This window comes from Marinifilum sp. RC60d5, from assembly GCF_052400665.1.
Taxonomy (GTDB): Bacteria; Bacteroidota; Bacteroidia; order Bacteroidales; family Marinifilaceae; genus JBQTGK01.
Map to the genome: position 1 here is coordinate 12,832 of NZ_JBQTGK010000013.1, position 19,978 is coordinate 32,809.

15 protein-coding genes and 2 tRNA genes are annotated in these 19,978 nt (G+C 35.7%); 4 read left to right on the top strand and 13 right to left on the bottom strand.

Features of this window, described 5'->3' with window-relative positions:
- Window positions 1-28: 28 nt before the first annotated feature.
- Window positions 29-5,587, bottom strand: coding sequence for an alpha-2-macroglobulin family protein (locus ACT3CE_RS17050; protein ID WP_444710983.1), 5,559 nt, complete (start codon window positions 5,585-5,587; stop codon window positions 29-31).
- 279 nt (window positions 5,588-5,866) lie between these two features.
- On the opposite strand from ACT3CE_RS17050, the gene ACT3CE_RS17055 reads away from it, so the two are divergent.
- From ACT3CE_RS17055 to ACT3CE_RS17065, 3 genes are read left to right on the top strand one after another with little or no spacing between them, the layout of a single operon-like run.
- A complete protein-coding gene (locus ACT3CE_RS17055) occupies window positions 5,867-6,409 on the top strand; it encodes an RNA polymerase sigma factor (RefSeq protein ID WP_444710984.1) in 543 nt (180 codons plus the stop codon).
- Window positions 6,393-7,112, top strand: a complete 720-nt coding sequence (locus ACT3CE_RS17060) for a hypothetical protein (protein ID WP_444710985.1) — start codon at window positions 6,393-6,395, stop codon at window positions 7,110-7,112. Before ACT3CE_RS17055 ends, ACT3CE_RS17060 begins: the two co-directional genes overlap by 17 nt.
- Window positions 7,113-7,152: 40 nt before the next feature.
- A complete protein-coding gene (locus tag ACT3CE_RS17065; RefSeq protein ID WP_444710986.1) occupies window positions 7,153-8,184 on the top strand; it encodes a hypothetical protein in 1,032 nt (343 codons plus the stop codon).
- A gap of 86 nt (window positions 8,185-8,270) precedes the next feature.
- Here the strand turns inward: ACT3CE_RS17065 and ACT3CE_RS17070 are convergent, their stop codons facing one another.
- The 12 genes from ACT3CE_RS17070 to ACT3CE_RS17125 all read right to left on the bottom strand — a co-directional run bounded on the left by ACT3CE_RS17070 (window position 8,271) and on the right by ACT3CE_RS17125 (window position 18,610).
- Window positions 8,271-8,489 carry a hypothetical protein gene (locus ACT3CE_RS17070; protein WP_444710987.1) on the bottom strand — a complete coding sequence of 73 codons (219 nt, stop codon included), beginning with the start codon at window positions 8,487-8,489 and terminating at the stop codon, window positions 8,271-8,273.
- Window positions 8,490-8,498: 9 nt separating this feature from the next.
- Window positions 8,499-9,779, bottom strand: coding sequence for a DEAD/DEAH box helicase (locus ACT3CE_RS17075; protein ID WP_444710988.1), 1,281 nt, complete (start codon window positions 9,777-9,779; stop codon window positions 8,499-8,501).
- Window positions 9,780-9,975: 196 nt separating this feature from the next.
- Complete coding sequence (locus tag ACT3CE_RS17080; RefSeq protein ID WP_444710989.1) at window positions 9,976-10,680, bottom strand: type 1 glutamine amidotransferase domain-containing protein; 705 nt, start codon at window positions 10,678-10,680, stop codon at window positions 9,976-9,978.
- A 47-nt stretch (window positions 10,681-10,727) separates the two neighbouring features.
- Complete coding sequence (locus tag ACT3CE_RS17085; RefSeq protein WP_444710990.1) at window positions 10,728-11,720, bottom strand: NADP-dependent oxidoreductase; 993 nt, start codon at window positions 11,718-11,720, stop codon at window positions 10,728-10,730.
- A 60-nt stretch (window positions 11,721-11,780) separates the two neighbouring features.
- On the bottom strand, window positions 11,781-12,443 hold the full coding sequence (locus ACT3CE_RS17090; protein ID WP_444710991.1) for an NAD(P)H-binding protein: 663 nt from the start codon (window positions 12,441-12,443) through the stop codon (window positions 11,781-11,783).
- A gap of 11 nt (window positions 12,444-12,454) precedes the next feature.
- Window positions 12,455-13,033 carry a TetR/AcrR family transcriptional regulator gene (locus ACT3CE_RS17095; protein ID WP_444710992.1) on the bottom strand — a complete coding sequence of 193 codons (579 nt, stop codon included), beginning with the start codon at window positions 13,031-13,033 and terminating at the stop codon, window positions 12,455-12,457.
- A gap of 9 nt (window positions 13,034-13,042) precedes the next feature.
- Complete coding sequence (locus ACT3CE_RS17100; protein ID WP_444710993.1) at window positions 13,043-13,435, bottom strand: DoxX family protein; 393 nt, start codon at window positions 13,433-13,435, stop codon at window positions 13,043-13,045.
- Window positions 13,436-13,706: 271 nt separating this feature from the next.
- Complete coding sequence (locus ACT3CE_RS17105; protein WP_444710994.1) at window positions 13,707-14,504, bottom strand: EFR1 family ferrodoxin; 798 nt, start codon at window positions 14,502-14,504, stop codon at window positions 13,707-13,709.
- A 105-nt stretch (window positions 14,505-14,609) separates the two neighbouring features.
- Window positions 14,610-14,684: transfer RNA gene (locus ACT3CE_RS17110), tRNA-Arg, on the bottom strand.
- Between the two features lie 35 nt (window positions 14,685-14,719).
- Window positions 14,720-14,797 (bottom strand) — tRNA-Arg (locus ACT3CE_RS17115).
- A gap of 100 nt (window positions 14,798-14,897) precedes the next feature.
- Window positions 14,898-16,679 carry an aconitase/3-isopropylmalate dehydratase large subunit family protein gene (locus ACT3CE_RS17120; protein ID WP_444710995.1) on the bottom strand — a complete coding sequence of 594 codons (1,782 nt, stop codon included), beginning with the start codon at window positions 16,677-16,679 and terminating at the stop codon, window positions 14,898-14,900.
- 122 nt (window positions 16,680-16,801) lie between these two features.
- Window positions 16,802-18,610 carry an aconitase/3-isopropylmalate dehydratase large subunit family protein gene (locus tag ACT3CE_RS17125; protein WP_444710996.1) on the bottom strand — a complete coding sequence of 603 codons (1,809 nt, stop codon included), beginning with the start codon at window positions 18,608-18,610 and terminating at the stop codon, window positions 16,802-16,804.
- Window positions 18,611-18,802: 192 nt separating this feature from the next.
- Here ACT3CE_RS17125 and ACT3CE_RS17130 point away from each other — a divergent pair, with 192 nt between their 5' ends.
- Entirely contained in the window at window positions 18,803-19,975 is a 1,173-nt protein-coding gene (locus ACT3CE_RS17130; RefSeq protein ID WP_444710997.1) for an MFS transporter, read from the top strand.
- Window positions 19,976-19,978: the final 3 nt, after the last annotated feature.

Sequence of the window (19,978 nt, forward strand, 5' to 3'; positions counted from 1 at the left end):
GAAACCTACCAGATATTTATGTACTTTTTTATTTAATCACTTCTACCCATCGACCAGGTTTTCTGGCATTCACCCGATTGTCGTACATTGCTTCACAACTTACGGTTGGCAAATAATATTTCCCAACATAAGCAGCAGTTAAATTAATTACAAATGTCTTGCGCTGATTTTTCTCCAAATCGAAATAAGAATACACCCTATCGTCACGAATATCCTGGTAATTAGGCGTATCCGATTCAATAACCTGATCTACTTCACCATAACGAGTATTTAATATCTCCCAGCCCGAAGGAAAAATCTGGCTTAAAGCCATTTGTTCGTATTTACCCATTACACCAGGATTTTCGATTGTTATTTCAGCCTTAAAATCAGTTCCCTGTTTTAATCTTCCCACATCAATGGTATTGCCCTTCATATCTGTATAATTAATCTCCAGATTCAAATTCATTTCTGCAGAAGTACGATCGCCAGTTTCTGGAATTCCACTAACAATTACTCGAGCATAAAGAACACCTTCCGCTAAATTTTCTATTTTCACATTTGGTGCACCCTCGCTCAAATTAATCGGAATTTGACTTATTGGACGATTGCTTGATATTTCCTTCTCCTCATTATTTATGGCATACTTAAACCTCATTGTGCCAGCATCGTTATTTGCTGCAAATTCGGCCATTGCAATTAAACAAAATGCCGTTGTCTGAGTACTCATCCATGAATCTCCCGACAACTTATTCGATAATTCCTTAACAATAGGAAAAGCTTTCGTTTTTTGTTCCAGCAAGCTTAATGTTTCTAGTATCATCGCTTGATCACGTACAGAAGAACCAAAACTACCCGAATGTTCACGATAAGTATTTACCTCAGTACTTGCTGTTTCAACCAATTCTTCGGCCACTTCTTTTTTACCAATAATTCTATAAGCAGCAGCGAGTCTCCATCTTGCATCATCCGATAATTTTGCTTGTTCTCTCAATCTGTTCATCGATGCCAAATCAGGATGATCAGCCAAAGCTAAAGTATACAGTCTGTAGGCTTGCAGTAAATCATTTCTGCGATAATAAGAACCTGAATAATCTGTTTTTTTCCAGCTTTTGGCAGCCGATTTTTGATATTTAAGCCATGATGATTTTAAGCCAACAGGTAAAGTATAGCCCATCTCTTCTGCTTTCAGCATAAAGTGTCCGGCATAACTTGTTCCCCAGGAATTTGCAGAAGCTGCTCCCGGCCAATAAGAAAATCCACCATTAGCCAACTGAAAACTTAACAAACGACTTAATCCGGCTCGTACATTTTCTTCTATTCTTAATTTTTGATCGGCAGTAAGCTCAATCACATTTTCCAAAAACAATTGAGGAAATACTGCCGAGGTAGTCTGTTCGATACATCCATGAGGATAATCAATAAGATATTCTAAACGACGACCAAAATCAATTGGTGGAATGCTAGACAATTCTAGAACTGCTTTATTAGTACCTGGCATTCCTGGTAAGTGCAACAAATGAGTCCAATTCTGATTTGTTTGCAATAAAGTATCACTAAGATTATGCACTCTAGGATTCGGATTTCTCACATCAAGCTCAATATCGTAAGTCGCTTTATTATTGCCACTTTCTGCAATTACTTTTACTTTTGCAACGCCTAATTTTGAAGCTACTTTTAAGTCAAAATTTACGACCTGCTCTCCAATTTTATTAAATGTTAAGTTTTTAACCTTATCAGCTTGAGGAATTAAAAATTCATTTGGCTCGATTCTGATTTTCACATTTTTAACTTTCGAATCCATAGCAAAAACTGTAGCTGGAAGTTTAACTGTTTCGCCAGGTCCCAAAACCCGAGGAAGAGTAGCCAATACCATTAAAGGCTTACGAACCTTGGAGGTTTTTTCGGCACAACCATAAGCTCCATTATCACCGGCAACTACCATTGTTCTTACCGACCCCACATAATTAGGCATGCTTATTCTATGTAATTTAGAATCGCCGGCATGAAGGTTAAAAGGACCATAAAACATTACAACAGGTTTAAATCTATTGGCTTTGGCCTGCTTTTTCCCTTTTAAATCTTCGTCACCACCAATAGCAAAAGCTTTCTCTAAGCGAGCACCAAATGCTCCCATAACCAAATCGTACATATCCCAGGTTTTAACACCTAGAGCCTCTCTAGCATAAAATACATTCCAGGGATTTGGAGTTTTATAACGAGTTAAATCCAACAATCCATCATCAACAACCGCAATGGTATAAGTCATTGCTTTTCCATCTTTTTCTGATACCCTGACTTCAAATTCTTTTTCTGGTTCTAAAACATCTGGTATTTTAATTTCCGGATTCAATCTTGTATTCGGGTCTTCAACCATTATTGGAATTACACCATACATTCTTATTGGTAAATCATTTTCTACCTGTCCGTGTGGTTGTAATAAGCTTACATGAACATAGGCATTGGGAGCCATTTCGGGAGTAATCTCGAAAGAAAATTCCGATTCATGCGATTTTGTATCTACCCAAAAAGCCTTCAATACACTAGCTCCGGTTTCGATACTAACCAATGCTTTTCCTGATTTAGATGAAGGAATGGTTATTTTTGCTTTATCACCAACTTTATATTTATCCTTATCGGATAAGAAAGATAATAAACTTGCATTGCCAGGCATTCCTTCGGGTGTTCGACCATACCATTTCGAGAAATATGCTGTAAGGCCCGCCGAATGTCCACTTTCCTTATCGGTAACACGAATTAAATAGCGACCATAATCGCGCCAGGAATGATAAGGAATATTCAATTTTAATTTTCCCACACCATTTTTAGTTGATATTTTTTTGTGTAATACAACACGCGTTGATGAACGGCTAATATAAGAAGCCAAATTCTCATCATTCGAATCCCACCACCAGCGCCAATCAATTTTATATACTTTTACCTCTATATTTTTACGGCTTAAAGGTTTTCCTTCGGCATCAACAGTTGCTATGTTCACCTCATGATCGGTATCGGTGAGGTACCATCCGCGCTCCGATTCTGGCATTTTTAATCCTACAAAAGATTGGTAAGGAGCAAATTTCACCCTTTGCATATCGATACTAAAATCGCCACCTTCTTCAAAAACCCGGGTAATAAAGCTCGCATTTAACATTCCCGGAGCCGAATTGTTTCCTTTTAAATTTAAATTCACATTTGCCTCTCCATTGGCGTCAAGTTTACCGTCAAAAATAAATTGCTCATCTGCATAAAAATCTTTAGCAGGATCGTCGAATACAAATTTTTGATAATCTTTAAATGTGGTTTTTGAAGGAGATAATCGCAAGCTCATATTCGATTTTAGATTACGTGCGATAGCGCCATGCAACCATTTCACCTCCATTTTTACTTTTTGATTACCGGCTTTGGCTTTTAGTATTTTAGTTCCAAAATCGAGATTAATTTTTAAGCGATTTGGCTTAACAGTTTCTATTTTAATTTTTTTAGTAAAAGTAGCGCCGCCAACTTTAATCTTAACCGACCAGTTTCCTGTAGGAGCATCGGCCTTGGTAGAAGTATTAAAAGAATAAAAACCATTCTCTCCAGCTATTCTTAGCTTACGCTCTACAATTTGACCTTCCGGATTTTTTAGTTCAAAAATAACCGGATGGTTATCTGGCAATGTTTTTGCCACATCTTCCAACACAAAAGTGAGGTATAATTTATCACCCGGACGCCAAACACCGCGCTCTCCATAGATGTAGCCTTTAATCCCTTTTTGTGTACTCTGTCCTCTCACATCAAAATTACTAAGAGAAAGAGCCGACCCATCATCTAAACGTAAATAAGCACGCTGATTTCCTTTTCTGGCTACCAATAAAAAAGGACTTCTATCTAACTGAACTTTTGCCAGTCCCTGATCATTGGTTTTTACCGTAGCCATTAATTGTTTCTGATAATTATAGACCTCAAGATCTACGTCGGCTTCGGGATTTGCACTTATTAAATTCGACACTGCAAAAGTTATGGAATTATCATTTCCACCTTTTGCAATTAAGCCTAGGTCTGATGCAAATATATTTCGTCTAATAAATTTATCGGAACGATAATAGGATACATGACAAGGATTATCTTTTTCGTTCCATCTATATCCTTTGGGGTAATAATAATTGCTATACCAACCAGGCTGATCCCATTCTGACATTTCATTTTCCAATTCCTGTTCCTTAAGCAGATCATCTATACTTGCCAGATTATCTTCTTTTTCCTCATCATCTCCGCAAGCATACAAAGCATATTCTTTATTAAACCTAAGCTCTACTCTATATATGGAACCAGGTTTTACGTCTACAAAGTCTGCAATATCTATTGTATAGGCATTCCATTTGCGCAAATCTACAGCTCTATTGGTTCCCAAATCGATACGCTTTTGCATAATTAATCGCGCCACGCGTTTCAGATTATCACTTTGATACATCCTGTTATCCTGCAAAAACTGATGAATATTATTTTCATAAATCTCTATTACACGCAAGTCAACCGATTTAAGGCTTACTGCCTCGAAAGGAAAAATTAACCCCTGCGATGATGGTGATATGGTTCCTTTGCCCAACAAACGAACGGCAGGTTTAATATTCTCAAATACCAATTCAATTTTACGACTCTCTTTCAACGAATAGTCCAATGCATTTCTAATTCCTTCCTCTATTTCAAGAATTTTTGTTCCCGTTAATCGATAACTAGGAAAGGCTCTCACTTCATTTCCATCAATAATAAATTTAAAATTAGACTGCCCATCTACCCGAATTAAGCCTTTCAAATTCTGATCTTTTTTTAATGGATCGGTAAAACGAATGGAAACATATTGTTCTGGTTGCTGAATTACCACAGCACTCATCACCTTAAAAACATTAAGAGCTGGAATTTCTACTTCTTCTTCTCCACTTTCATCTACATTTATTATTGATCCATCCCATTTTATCACCAATTGTTTTTTCTCTTCTTTACGAATTAAACTATCAACCACAAAATAATGCAACTTACCATCAGCAGAATGAGTCCATGAGATGGGTTTTTTATTTCCATTTACACTTGCACTTAATACCGATTCTATTTCATCATCAGGAATGACATCTGCAGTTGTTAAATAACCTTTGTACTTTTGGCTTAACATATCCACTTTATGGTAGGATTGTAAACCTTCTCCTGTAAAACTGAAGCTCTGTTTAATGGTTTGAAAACTAAATTTTAGGCTAGCATATTTTTCAGGCACTTCTATAAGCTTACCTAAATTTACATTTAACTGATAAAGAATACCAGATTCCATCCTATTTTCGGGACGAAACACAACTGTTCGCGAATCTTTCCAATAGGCTTTTCCATTAATTTTTGGAGAAATACTTATTATTCCTTTTTCTAGTTCCTGCCCCGATTCAATTTTCAGTTTACTATCCTTCACAAGTCTAATTTCTATTGGCGATTCTACCGAAACAACTCCCGAGGTAAAAGCAGAAACGAATTGTCCAAATCCTGGATCAACTTTGCGTTTAACTCTTTTGTTATCTTTACAGGAAAATACGGCCAAAGCAATAATTACTGGCAAAATCAGGTAGTAGAAAACTTTTCTCATCTGTTCTTTTTTGGGTTATATATATATCAGCATAATATTAACTATTGAAAATGAATATTCAAAGTTTACACCAATCATAATCATTCTAAAATAATAATTCGATTTAGAATATTCTTATTGTTTCGAACCAAAATTTTAAAAAAAACAAACACACTCATTATCTGCACAATAAGTTAAACTTTTAGATTTTAAAAAAATTATTCAAAAATCTAAGGCAACCAAATTACATCAAATTGCATTCTTATGTTTGTAAGTCATCAATAATGATTAGTACTATTTGTGAAAAAAATTATTAAAGCATTAAAAAAAAAGAAACCAAAAGCTCAGCAAAAAGCTTTCGACACTTACGCTGATTATTTGTTCAGAATCTGTTATCGCTATTTAAATAACAGAGAACGAACAGAAGAAGTACTATCGCAAACTTTTTTGAATGTATTTAATAATATTCATAAAACTGATATTACAGAAGAAGCAGCTCTAAAAGCCTGGATGAAAAAAATTGCCATTAATCAATCGCTTATGGAGATTCGAAAGCAGATTAAATTTTCACAATCTCTCGAGCTGATTGAAGAAATTGAAGAATCGGAAATTACCAGTGATGAAAATTTATTGGAGAATGATTTAATTCAGATGGTATTGGCTCTTCCTGATGGTTATCGTACTGTTTTTAGTTTATATGCTATTGAAGGATATAAACATGAAGAGATTGCAAAAAAACTTCAGATTTCGATTGGCACATCGAAATCGCAGTTAAGCAAAGCCCGCAAACTATTAAAGAATATGATTCACAAAACAGAAATCAGACATGAAGCAATCCGTTGAAAGAAATATAAAAAATGCCTTTGAGGCCTGGGATGATCAGAAAAACGATATTGGTTTTGATAAAACTGCTTTGTGGAATTCTATGCAACCAAAGAAAAATAAAGTTATTTATCTGACTTGGTTTAGAGCAAGTGCAATTATAATAATTCTATTCTTACTCGGCGGTTTAGGGTATACTTATAAAATGAACCAATGTTTGCAGATGAGTAACAATCAGCTAATGCTTAAATTGAGCCAAAAGCCAGATGCGCAGAAAACAGAAGTGAAAAAAGAAATTGAAACGAAAATAATTTACAAGACAAAAATTAAAACTATTGAATCGGAACAAACAAAGTTGGCTTTATCGCAATTAAATGCAAAACTGAAACAATTTCAATCGGAAAATACCAAATTAAAAGAACAAATTAGCCAACAAAATATAGCTAGCAACACATTAAACGATAGCATTATCAACTTACAGAGTCAACTCGAAAAAACGAGCAAATGGTATGCGCAACAGCTTAAAAATATTGAAGGTAAGAATCAATCGAACCGGTTATCAATTGATATTGATGAAGAAGCTTTACTGGCTTTATCGAAGAATGGTTCGCAAAATGAAACAACAACAATTCAACCAACAAAAAGATTAAAAATCACATTTAAAAATAGCACGCGTGAATCGGGAACATCGGCGCCATTGTTCAAGGATATCACGAGCAAATAAATCAGAATCTTGTTTATTCACAGATTAAAATGTAAAACAAATGACAAATAAAATAATTCTACTCAGCACAATTCTTTTTCTCTTTTCGGTAAAAGTATTTGCAGCAGACGAAAATAAATTTCATTCGGATACCATACGCATGCAAATGCCTAACGGTACAACCGTAGAAAGCAGATTAACCTATGATAAAAAACACAATCTGGCAGGTAGTGTCGATATCAATCAACTTCTTGATAATTTTTTGAAACACTGGGCTATTTTAAATATCAAAGAACCAGATGGAAACAAAGGACTACATATTAAGTGTACAACTGAAAAAGAGTACATTAACCTAACAGACAACCAAAATATTATCTCAATAGAAGAAGTCGAAGTTCAAAAAAGAATTTACTTTCCTGTTGACACTGCCATTGCCTTGGTAATAAAAGGCAACAATAAGGTAGAATTAAACCCACAACTAGCCATTTATTTTAATTCGGTAAAGCAATTAGAGGAACTCAAAGAATATGATTTCACTCAAATTCTAAAAAATACCGACGAACAAATCACTAAAGATGATCATTGGTATACAAATTCAGCTCTGTTTGCGGCTTGGGTAAAAATAAACAAAGACAGTTCGGCAGAATTACTTCATCGAACCAATACTATGGCATCTTCGAACGATCAAATTCTAATAGGTTTCGGCACTTCACTCGAAAATGTAAAAGGGGAATGGAATGGTAGTTTTTATACCAAATTAACGCTTATTTTAGGCAATAAAAACATTCCCAAGCATGCTTTTTCTTTAGGGTATGAGTGGATGTATGATTTTTCTTCGGGAAAGGAAAATATCAATCATTGGGTAGATTTAGGCTACCAATACAACTTCTCGAAAAATCCAAAAAAGCAAGAATGGTATAATTTATCTTTAGGTTATCTGGCAAAGCGAAATGGGGATTTATTTGATAAAGATACTTTCAGACTTGGAATTAGTAAGAATGTACACGAAAACATAAGCATTGTTCCGCAAATCTATTTCAACAATTTCTTTAAAGATGCCTATCCTGGATTTAAAATTAAGATTCATTTATAAAATTTAAAAATATCGCATTCAAAGAAAAATCCCCCAGAAGTTTTATCTCCTGGGGGATTATTTATATTATCAGAATCCTGCTTTAGCTAGAAATCTTTCTTCTTAATCTTCGTCAGCTCCATTTTACGAATTCGTGCACGAACCGCACCTTTGCTTCGGTTTAATTTTGCAGCCATTTCGCCAACAGGAACACCATCAAAAAACAGATTGATTAATTTATCATCATCATCTCTGCTCCAGGGATTAAAAACTTCCTTTCCCTCTTTATTTATTTTTCTGATTTTGTCAAAATCCTCTTGTCCCATGACTAAATATTATGCTCTTTTTTTTCTTTGATTATTCGATGATCCTGATCTTCCTCTGCGCCAATCTTTTTTACCAGAATTATTTGGTTTAGAAGATCGAGATTTAGGTCTCCCTCTTGTTTTTAACGGCTCTTCTTTCGGCAACTCACTAATTTCATCAACCGAGTAGGGATGATCTTTTACCACAGAAAGGGTTTGTTTAATTAGCTTCTGAATATCTTTTAAATATGGTAATTCATCTTCGCTACAAAAAGAAACTGCCGTTCCACTTGCATTAGCACGACCTGTTCTTCCAATCCGGTGAACATAAGATTCAGGAATGTTTGGCAAATCGTAATTCACCACTAAAGCCAAACCTGCAACATCAATACCACGAGCTGCAATATCGGTTGCTACTAAAACTTTTGTTGTTCCTTCTTTAAAATTGCTTAATGCTTTTTGCCTTGCATTTTGCGATTTATTACCATGAATAGCCTCGGTATTAATTCCTGCTTTTTTCAAGATACGTGTTACCTTATCGGCACCATGCTTAGTTCTCGAAAACACCAAAGTAGAACCTAATTCTCTGGCCTTTAACAAATGAGTTAGCAACTTTGCTTTCGATCTTTTACTTGTAAAGTAAATAGACTGCTCCACTCTCTCAGCTGTTGTTTGCTGCGGCTTAATGGTTACTTTTTCAGGATTTCCCAAAATCTGCTTCGAAAGACTCACGATTTTTGGCGGCATAGTAGCCGAAAAGAATAGTGATTGTCTGCGCTTAGGAAGTTGATCGATAATTCTACGAATATCATAAATGAAACCCATATCGAGCATCTGATCTGCCTCATCCAAAACAAAATAGTTAACATCCCTTAAAGAGATATAGCCTTGATTTATCAAATCCAATAATCTTCCGGGCGTTGCAATTAGCACATCAACCCCTTTTGCTAAAGCTTTTGTTTGCGCTCCTTGTTTTACACCTCCAAAAACTACGGTATTCTCAAGACCTGTATATTTTCCGTACTCACTAAAATTATCTTTTATTTGAATGGCCAGTTCCCGCGTAGGAGTAACCACCAATGATTTTATTTTTCGCTTTCCTTTAACTGGTTTCTCTTCATACAAATGCTGAAGAATAGGAATTGCAAACGCTGCAGTTTTTCCGGTACCTGTTTGAGCACAGCCCAAAAGATCTCTTTTTTCTAGTAAAATAGGAATTGATTCTGCCTGAATAGGTGTTGGATTTGTATAACCTTTCTCCTCAATCGCTCTTAAAATAGGTTCAACTATTTTTAATTTGTCAAATGTCATATAAAAAATGTAAGCAGCAAAGATAAGTTAATAGTTTTAATTATCAGCATTTTATCAAAATTAGTTGTGAATCAAATATTTACAAAAAAAATTCAAAGTATTCAGATAAATTAGCCTTAACTTTGAACTTCTTATTTTTATTATTATCGCCAAACGATAATTAATGTAGATTAGATACTATTTAACAAGCGATAACTTATTTCTTAAGCAACATTTTTAATAGTATTTCGGCTACCAAAGCAGATGATGCGGGATTTTGTCCGGTAATTAAATTACCATCCTGCAAAGCATAAGCAGCCCAATTCTCTCCCCGACTGTAAATTCCTCCATTCTCTTTCAACATATCTTCTACCAGGAAAGGAACTACTTTTGTAAGCTGAACAGCCTCTTCTTCTTCATTACTAAAACCAGTTACTTTCTTTCCTTTTACCAGAAATTCGCCCTCCGCATTTGTTACATTCTTTAGTGCTGCTGGTGCATGGCAAACAAAAGCAATTGGTTTGTTCTGAGAATTAAAATCCTGAATCAATTTTGCTGAAGTCACATCTTCTGCTAAATCCCATAACGGACCATGACCACCAGGGTAAAACACAGCATCATAATCTTCAAAATTAACGTCAGCCAAAGTTATCGTATTTGCAATTTTTTCCTGTACTGCCTTGTCTTTATTAAAACGCTCAGTATCCTTAGTAGCATTCTGCGGCAAATTCGAAGTCGGATCTACTGGTGCAGCTCCTCCTTTTGGTGTTGCAATGCTAACATCCACACCCTTATCGATTAATGTATAATACGGATTGGCAAATTCTTCAACCCAAAACCCTGTTTTATGTCCTGTATCACCCATTTGAGAATGAGAGGTTAGCACAAATAATATTTTTAAAGCTCCTGTTGTTAACGACATATCTTTATAATTTTAATGTTTGTTATTCGTATTTATATTTCTTGATATTAAACTTTTACAATCATTTTTCCTTTGTTCTTTCCTTCGAACAGATCGATAAATGCTTGAGGTGCATTCTCAAATCCTTCCACAATTGTCTCTGTAGAGATTAACTTTCCCTCCTGCAGCCATTTAGCCAACTGAGGAATTGCTTGTCCAAATTTCTCCATGTAATTGGAAACAATAAAACCTTGCATCAAGACCGAATTCTTAATTAAAATTGGCTGAACTCTTGGCCCCTTAGGTATGCTTGTTTCGTTGTACATAGAAATAGCTCCGCACACAATAACTCTTGCAAAACGATTCACATTCAACATCACCGCATCAGAAATTTCACCGCCTACATTATCATAGTAAACATCAACTCCATCTGGACAAGCATCTGCAATTGCCTGAGTCATGTTTGCTGTAGTTTTATAGTTAATTCCCGCATCAAAACCATATTTCGATTTTAGCTCTTCTACTTTTTCATCACTACCGGCGATACCCACTACACGACACCCTTTTATTTTTGCAATTTGACCAACTACACTTCCTACTGCACCTGCTGCGCCCGAAACCACAACTGTTTCGCCTACTTTTGGTTTTCCAATCTCTGTTAAACCCAAATAAGCTGTTAAACCCGTCATTCCTAAAACACCTAAATAAGACGATAGAGGAGCTCCTTTGCTATCCACTTTGAAAAGACCTTCCCCCTTGGAGCTTTGATATTCCTTCCATTCCAACATACCTGAAACAAAATCACCTTTGCTAAAACCTTCTAATTTCGACTCAACAACTTCGGCAATTATACCAGAAACCAGTGCTTTGTTAAGTTCGAATGGTTCTATATACGACTTTGCATCCATCATTCTGCCACGCATATAAGGATCTACAGAAATATAAGATGCCTTTAAAAGAATTTCTCCATCCGCAAGCTTCGGCCTATCTTCATTTATCATTTTAAAGTCAGATAATTGTGGCACTCCTACGGGTCTACTATTTAATTGTATTATTTTCATACTTATCTTTTATTAATGAATGTTCATTCTCTTACGAGAATAAAAAACCCATATCTGCATTTACAGATATGCTCCTATTTCTTGTATTTTGTTTGATTCAATAATTTTATAATTTGGCTTTGCCTGAGCTAATGCATACATTGTATTTGCGATAGTTTCAGCTTTAATAGCTCTGTATTTTTTCCATTTCCCAATTAAAAATGGGTTTAACATTTTCATGATAACAGAGCCCATTGCTTCGGCAAATCTTTTTTCAGTTCGCTTTCCTTTAATCAGTGAAGGTCTTAAAACATAAACATTCATAATTTTCTGTCTTAAAACAAGCTGTTCCATCTCCCCTTTTATTCTATTGTAAAAAATTTTGCTTTTTGCATTCGCTCCTAAGGCAGACACCACAATAAAAGTGTCTATTTTATTGATTTTACAAATCTTAGCAGCAGCAACAGGAATCCCAAAATCAATTTTCCTATACATTCCTTTGTCTTTTGTTTTTTTTGCCGTTGTTCCTATACAGCAAAAAACCTCATCTCCTGTAAATTCCTTTTCAAATTTTCCCAAATTCAAAAGATCACCTATATGCTCCTCTATCTTAGGATTAGACAAATTCAAACTTCTTCTGGCAAAAATTTTCACTCTCCTATAAGTTTCATCTTCTAAAAGTTGATTTAACAGTAAACTTCCTGTTAAGCCACTCGCTCCAAGTACAATTGCTATTTTTCCCATCCCATTATTCTTTATATTCTAATGCTGTCCCAGGCAGATTGAAAAACCTGATCAAGACTTTTGTTATCAATTTGAAATAATTCTCGCTTTTGCATATTCATTAAAAAAGATAGTGAGTTAATTGCATAAGCATATAAAACATAATGCGATACATCTTTAACAATTCCCTCTTTCTGTCCTCGTTCCCACAAGTTTAATAATGGCTGCAAGTGCATTAATCCTTCTTGTCTCACTTCCTCATCAATCATCATTGTATTATCACATTGCGATAAAAACCATGATTCCTCTAACTCTTTCAATTTGTAATCAGCAATATTATACCAAATCAATTCAAAAGCTTTTTTTACCGGCATACTCTCCGAGTAGCCTTCAAAAGCATGTTTTGTATAAGCCTTCTTTTTTTCCAGATACAACTGATTTATAAGATCTTGCTTATTATCAAAATAAATATATATAGTTGCTGGTGACACCTTAGCCATTTTTGCTATTTTCGACATGGGAGCAGCATGAAAACCATTGTTGTTTACCAAACTCAAGGTTGCATCTAACAAAGCATTCCGTTTTTCCTTACTTTTCTCTCTTATTGCCATAGGACTATATTATTTATAATTAATTTCAGATATTGCTTTTAGTTTCCATGCAATTGCCATAAATAAAAATTGAATCGGTAATCGGATTAAAGCAGCTTTTTGCGTTCCGATAGCGGGAGTATCAGAAAATACATCCCAAATATGAATGGGCAGAAATAATATCATTAAAACAAAAATACCCAAAGCTGCCATTCGTGAATATTTTTTAATCAGTAGAAAAATACCTAATGCAATTTCGATTATACCTGACAGATAAATTATCTCTATTTTAAATCCTAAAAAACCTGGCACAAAAGGCAGAAAAAATTCTGGTTTTAAGAAATGCTGCACTCCTGCTACTACCATAAAAAGTGCAAATAATATTCTAAGTCCTGTCCAAATTACACTGCTAAATTTATTCATTCTTTCAACCTTTTATTAATTTTGATAGAACGAAGATAAATAATACAATTCACAAAATGAATGAATATTCATTTTTTAACTTTTATTTACAAATTGCTCGCTCTTGTAAATTTGTAATTTACGACTAAACAGCTTAGGATGTGTAATCCATAAAAAATTGAATTAAAAATTCCTGACTCATAAATTCCTGATTACAAAACAGGGATAGCCTGAAAACAAAAAAGGCCTGCAAATAAATTGCAGACCTTTCGATTCTTATTACATATATTTTTTACATAAAAAACTCTGGTTCCCTGCGTTCCGAGCAGTTTGTAAAAAGCTTTTCTCTTATTCCATCAATAAACTCATTATCAAAAACCCGAGCATCAGTAGGACATGCTTTTATACAAGCACAACAACGAATACAGGCTTTAGAGTTGGTAAGAACCTTATCCGTTACATCAATCACATCTACCGGACATACCTCGGCACAGATTCCACACAAATCACAAAGCTCTTCCTCTGTTGTTGGAGCAATATCAGGCATTTGACCTTTTGTTTTGTAGGGAACATTACCCGGCACATCACAAATTTTGAAACCATTTGCTTCTCCATCTTGTATTTTCAACAACAAGTCGTGTGCAAATTGTTTTGCCTTTAAAATATCAGACTCATCAGGACGATTTTGAGCTATCGGCTTACGATCTATCGAATAAGAATGCTCTCCTATAAAAGCTCCTGCGGCAAAAGGAGTAAATCCTATTTCCAACACAGCATCTTTTAATTCCAATAAGGCATCATCGTAATGTCTATTTCCGTAAACAGCAAGTAAAACAACAGGAGCATTTTTAACTTGGAATTTTTGCAAATGCTCCAAAGCTTGCTCCGGCACACGTCCGCCATATACAGGAATAGCGATAATCGAAAGCTCATTCTCAATTTTCACATTTTCTGATGATGCAAAAGCCAATGGCGTTATATCAAACTCATTGACCTGTTGAACACCCAATTCTTGTCCTATAGCTTTAATAACTTTCTTACTTGTTCCAGTTGGAGAAAAATAGATTAAATTAACTGATGATGTATTCATAAAATATCCTTTATTTTTAAAACTGACCTAAAGATATGAACTATTGAAATAAATTATATTTTTTAGGCATAAAAAAAAGGATAACATTTCTGTTATCCTTTTTTGTGATCCAGCCAGGATTCGAACCTGGGACCCACAGCTTAGAAGGCTGTTGCTCTAATCCAACTGAGCTACTGGACCGTCCTTGTTAATCTTTTTTTGCGCTTTTAAAAAAATGGTGATCCAGCCAGGATTCGAACCTGGGACCCACAGCTTAGAAGGCTGTTGCTCTAATCCAACTGAGCTACTGGACCATTCCCTTAAAAGGCGATGCAAATATAGGTATTTATTACTTTCCTAAACAAATAAAATTGCATTTTTTTCAGTAAAAAACACCTACTTATCAGTAAGAGCTTAGGATTCAGATTGTATCCAATTTACAAGACCTTTATATTTTATAATTTGCTGTAATTTTTCAGGTAATGGTGGTATTTCAAAGCATTTTTTGCCAATTTGTACTATTCCTTCCTGAAAATCAAGCTTAAGCATATCTCCTTTTTTATAAAAATCGACAATTTTGCGGTTTACGATCAATAACAGTCCCTGGTTTATGGCCGAGCGATAAAATATCCGGTTTACCGATTTTACGATAACAGCCTGCACTCCGGCATGCGCTAAACCCACTGCCGGATGCTCGCGGGAACTTCCACAGCCAAAATTATCTCCACCTATTAGAATATCACCTGCACCTACTCTATCGGCAAAAGAATTGTCGAAATCTTTAAACAAATAAGGTCGTATTGCTTCCGGATCGGAACTCAGAATCTCGTAGGTTAAATTTCCGGCGAACATTTGATCGGTATTTAAATGATCTATATCGGAATAATCCCAAACGCCATTTTCTTTTCTATCCTCTTGATCAGAAATGATAATTTTAGCACTCTGCTTCTTTTTAAATGGGAATTGCCTGTTTTGAGAAAAATTTTTTCGTGGATCGGTAATTTTACCTGCCAATGCAGAACAGGCAACTGTTGCCGGAGATGCGAGGAAAATTTTAGCATTCTTATTCCCCATTCGCCCAAGAAAATTACGATTTGCAGTTGATATTACATTAAAACCATCGGCAGGAATTCCTTGTCCGGTTCCCAAACAAGGTCCGCAGGAAGCTCCTAAAATAGTAGCACCCGCTTTCATCAGCTTTGTAATAATTCCCTCTTCGATAGCTTGCAGATAAATATTTTTGGAAGCCGGAGCCACCAACAATTGAAATCCGTTGGCAATATTTTTCCCCTCGAGAATATGAGCGGCAATGCGTAAATCTTCCAAACGCCCATTTGTACAAGTTCCAATTAAGCCTTGATTGAGGATTGTGCCATTCAATTCTGATATGCTTTTAACATTATCAACATGATGAGGAGCAGCTATCAACGGCATTAAATCGCTCAAATTAATTTCATATTTTTTGAGGTATATGGCATTTTTATCGGCCCAAAGCCCTGTTATTTTTTGGCCGTAATATTCTTCCAGGATCTTATCGGGGGGGAAAACTGCATTTTTAGCACCCATTTCGGAAGCCAGATTGGCCAGTGTCATCCGTTCCGAAACGGAAAGCTTTTCTACAGCCTCGCCATGATATTCAATAGACATATAATTGGCTCCGGCAGAACCGAGCATACCAATAATATATAAGGAAAGATCTTTTGTATAAACGCCCTCGGGAAATTCTCCTTTTAAAGTAATTTTAATGGATTCGGGCACACGAAACCAGGTTTCTCCGCGCTTCCAAAGACCTGCCGCTTCGGTTCTGTCTATTCCTGCGGCCATGGTATTAAAAGCACCTGCTGTACAAGTGTGGCTATCGCTTCCAACAATCAACATTCCGGGTTTTGCATGATTTGCCATGAGTTGATGGCAGATACCAGAACCTGCATCGTAAAATTTTTTGACTCCCTGCTCCTTCACCAATTCTCTAATTCTTTGATAATCGTTAGCCAGCTTTGCATTTGTAGGTGGTGCATTATGATCCAAAACGACTAAGAGTTGATCGGGATTTTTCACCTTTTCACCTCCCATTTTCTGAAATGTTTTTTTAATGCTAGCAGTATTATCGTGTGTGAGTATAATATCCGGACTTTTAAAAACAATACTACCACATTTAGCTCCAAAAATTTTCTCAACAAAAGTTAGATTTTGCATGATCGTAATCTATTTCTCAACCACTAATAAACTATATGAAGAATATCACGAAGAATAATCAATAAAATATCCTTTGCGTGACTTTATGAAGTATTTTGAGATTCCTTTGTGTTTATCTATCGCTAAAACAAACCACCATTTTGGTAAATCTCTAATTGTACTTCAGAGAAACGTTCTGCTTGAACCAATATATTTTTAGATCTGTTTATGATTTCGCCAGTTTCTAAATCTAAACGAAGTACATCTCCATCGCTTACATTCAGTTTTGAAATTACATCACAACTCACAATTGGAAAGGCTGCATTAATTGCATTTCGCTCGTAAATGGCTCCATACGATTCTGCCACTATAGCCTGAATACCGAGAGCTTTAAAACAATCAACGGCCTGTTGGCGAGAACTACCACTCCCAAAATTTTTATGTACAACTACAATATCACCTTTCTCCGCTTTTTTGGAAAAATCTTCATATCCTTCCAAATTATCGAAGGTATATTGTCCCATTTCATTCACATCAGTAATGGTTAGATATCGATTATGAAAAATCATATCTGTATCGATATTATCCATAGGAATATACCACACACGACCTTCTATAAAGGTAGGTTTTTCATGCGATTCTGGAACAATTGCAGTTTCAACTATTTTCCTCCTTAATTTATGCCTTGCAAATTTTACTGGCAAATCGGGAATTTCATTGTGTGGCACAATACAACCCGCAATTGCCGAAGCGGCAACTGTTGCTGGCGAAGCCAAATAAACTTTCCCTTTTCCCTGTTTACCAGGAAAATTTCTATTGCCTGTGCTTATGCTTACTTCCCCTTCGCCATTTTGTCCAACCTGACCGGCAGCACAACCTGCACAGCCCGCATTGGATACCATTGCTCCCGCTTCCTTAAAAATATTAATCAAACCTTCCTTCAGGCATTCATTCCAAATTTCATCGGTTGCAGGAACCAGCTTAAACACCACATCCGGCGCCACTTTTCTTCCCTTTAAAATACTTGCTACAACTCTAAAATCTTCCATTCGTCCGTTTGTACAACTTCCTATAAAAGCGGAGTCTATTTTCACTCCTTTAGCATCACTAACGGGAACTGTATCGTGTGGTTTTCCGGGTAAAGAAAGGCGAGGAACAAACTCATTCAAATTTAAATTATAAATCTCATGATAATGCGCATGATTATCAGCTTTTACCAAATCAAACTTTTTCCCATTTCTAAACTTACTGTACTCCATTATGGCGTTGTTTGGAGTGAAAAATATAATTACACAACCCATTTCTGTTGCCATTGAGGCAATGGTAATTCTCTCATCAAGAGTTAGATGATCTACTTCATCGCCATACATTTCCACTGCATAACCCAAAAGAGAATTGGCTCCGAAATAATTAAGTAATCCCAGTACAATATCCTTGGCATAAATTCCTTTAGGACGTTTACCATTTAAATTGATTTTAACAGATTTGGGAACCTTAAACCATACTTTCCCATTGTGAATTGCAGCCGCAATATCCTTATCGCCCATTCCCTGTCCAAAAGCTCCTACAGCTCCTAAAATATTGGCATGAGAATCGGTCGTAACGGCGGTAATTCCCGAATAAGCCAAGCCCTGTTCTATAAGGGTATGAGTTCCTATTCCGGTATTAATATCGTATACTTTTATTCCATTATCCCGGGCAAACAACCGGCATATTTGCTGATTAACAGCATATTTCTGATCTGAACCTGTGGGGTTACAATCGAAAGTGAAAAAGGTTTTTTTTGGATTGGCAATTTTTAAATTATACTCCTGAATATTTTTTACAACATTAGCACCACCAAAATCTCTGGCAGCACGAATATCAATTTCAACATCAACAATATCTCCTGGTTTTACAATTTTTTCTTTGGAGTGATTCACCAAAATTTTTTCAATCAATGTCATTCCCATAGGTCAGAAATTTTTAATTAAAATACTACAGCTCACAAAACCAACTCCTCCTTTCTAATTTACACAAATAAATCCTCATCCTTAATTATTTCTATCGTTTTTTTGTTTTACTAAACTGATAACCTATAAATTAAGAAAGAAATTCTTTCTCGTTACAATCGGACAATTATCTTTGCAACACAAATTAAAGCAATGACAAGATCTATTTCTGGAAACATTCCAAAGCTGTATTTGATTAAAATTGCCAAGTGGTTCATGCTAACCATGCCCATTATCGTGCTTTTTTATCAAGAGAATGGTTTAAGCATGCAAGATGTATTGACTCTAAAGGGGATTTATTCTGTTGCGGTTGTTGCGCTTGAAATTCCATCGGGATACATTGCCGACGTTTGGGGACGAAAAAAATCGCTAATTCTAGGTTCTATTTTAGGTTGTTTGGGCTTTATCGTCTATTCTTTCAGTCATGACTTCTCTGGTTTCTTAATTGCAGAATTGATCTTAGGCATTGGCAGTAGTTTTATATCTGGATCGGATTCGGCCATGCTTTACGATAGTCTTTTAAAGATGAATAAGGAAAAAGACTACTTGAAACAGGAAAGTAGAGTGATGTCGGTTGGTAATTTCGCAGAAGCCCTTGCAGGTATTGCTGGAGGTAGTTTGGCTTTAATCAGCTTAAGAACGCCTTTTGTGTTTCAATCATTTATTGCTTTTATTGCAATACCCGCCTCCATTCTATTAATTGATCCGAATCAAAATTCCGAAAAAGTAAAAGTTGGCTTTAAGCACATTTTAAGCATCGTAAAATTCTCTTTGTGGGACAACGCTATACTACGTTGGAATATCGTTCTATCATCGGTTATTGGCTGTGCAACGCTTACGCTGGCCTGGTTTATTCAGCCTTATTTGCGTGATTTAGAACTAGAAGTGAGCACCATCGGAGTCATCTGGACACTTTTAAACCTAACAGTAGGCTTTGTGGCACTTTCAGCCCATCGAGTAGAAGCTTATTTGGGTAAGATTGGCACTTCTGTATTTATTGTTCTTGGTGTATCGGCTGGATTTGTTTTAACAGGCTGGTTCAATTCACTAATTGGAGTTGGCGTGCTCTTCTTTTTTTATTTTGTACGAGGAATTGCAACACCTGTTCTAAAAGATTACATCAATAGAATAACTGAATCGGAGATGCGAGCAACCGTGCTTTCTGTTCGAAACTTTATTATTCGAATCTGCTTTGCACTCATCGGTCCGTTTTTGGGTTGGTACACCGATCATTACACGCTTTCTTCTGCCTTAATGCTAGCTGGAGGAATCTTCTTTATTTTGGGTGGAATTAGTGTGTTTTTCATGACGAAAGTGGAGAAATAAAAA

Excerpts from the sequence above, each read along its gene's own strand:
- ACT3CE_RS17105 (WP_444710994.1), bottom strand. The coding sequence starts at position 14,504 with ATGAATACATCATCAGTTAATTTAATCTATTTTTCTCCAACTGGAACA.
- ACT3CE_RS17080 (WP_444710989.1), bottom strand. The coding sequence starts at position 10,680 with ATGTCGTTAACAACAGGAGCTTTAAAAATATTATTTGTGCTAACCTCT.
- ACT3CE_RS17090 (WP_444710991.1), bottom strand. The coding sequence starts at position 12,443 with ATGGGAAAAATAGCAATTGTACTTGGAGCGAGTGGCTTAACAGGAAGT.
- ACT3CE_RS17100 (WP_444710993.1), bottom strand. The coding sequence starts at position 13,435 with ATGAATAAATTTAGCAGTGTAATTTGGACAGGACTTAGAATATTATTT.
- ACT3CE_RS17075 (WP_444710988.1), bottom strand. The coding sequence starts at position 9,779 with ATGACATTTGACAAATTAAAAATAGTTGAACCTATTTTAAGAGCGATT.
- ACT3CE_RS17095 (WP_444710992.1), bottom strand. The coding sequence starts at position 13,033 with ATGGCAATAAGAGAGAAAAGTAAGGAAAAACGGAATGCTTTGTTAGAT.
- ACT3CE_RS17125 (WP_444710996.1), bottom strand. The coding sequence starts at position 18,610 with ATGGGAATGACATTGATTGAAAAAATTTTGGTGAATCACTCCAAAGAA.
- ACT3CE_RS17050 (WP_444710983.1), bottom strand. The coding sequence starts at position 5,587 with ATGAGAAAAGTTTTCTACTACCTGATTTTGCCAGTAATTATTGCTTTG.
- ACT3CE_RS17065 (WP_444710986.1), top strand. The coding sequence starts at position 7,153 with ATGACAAATAAAATAATTCTACTCAGCACAATTCTTTTTCTCTTTTCG.
- ACT3CE_RS17120 (WP_444710995.1), bottom strand. The coding sequence starts at position 16,679 with ATGCAAAATCTAACTTTTGTTGAGAAAATTTTTGGAGCTAAATGTGGT.
- ACT3CE_RS17060 (WP_444710985.1), top strand. The coding sequence starts at position 6,393 with ATGAAGCAATCCGTTGAAAGAAATATAAAAAATGCCTTTGAGGCCTGG.
- ACT3CE_RS17130 (WP_444710997.1), top strand. The coding sequence starts at position 18,803 with ATGACAAGATCTATTTCTGGAAACATTCCAAAGCTGTATTTGATTAAA.
- ACT3CE_RS17085 (WP_444710990.1), bottom strand. The coding sequence starts at position 11,720 with ATGAAAATAATACAATTAAATAGTAGACCCGTAGGAGTGCCACAATTA.
- ACT3CE_RS17070 (WP_444710987.1), bottom strand. The coding sequence starts at position 8,489 with ATGGGACAAGAGGATTTTGACAAAATCAGAAAAATAAATAAAGAGGGA.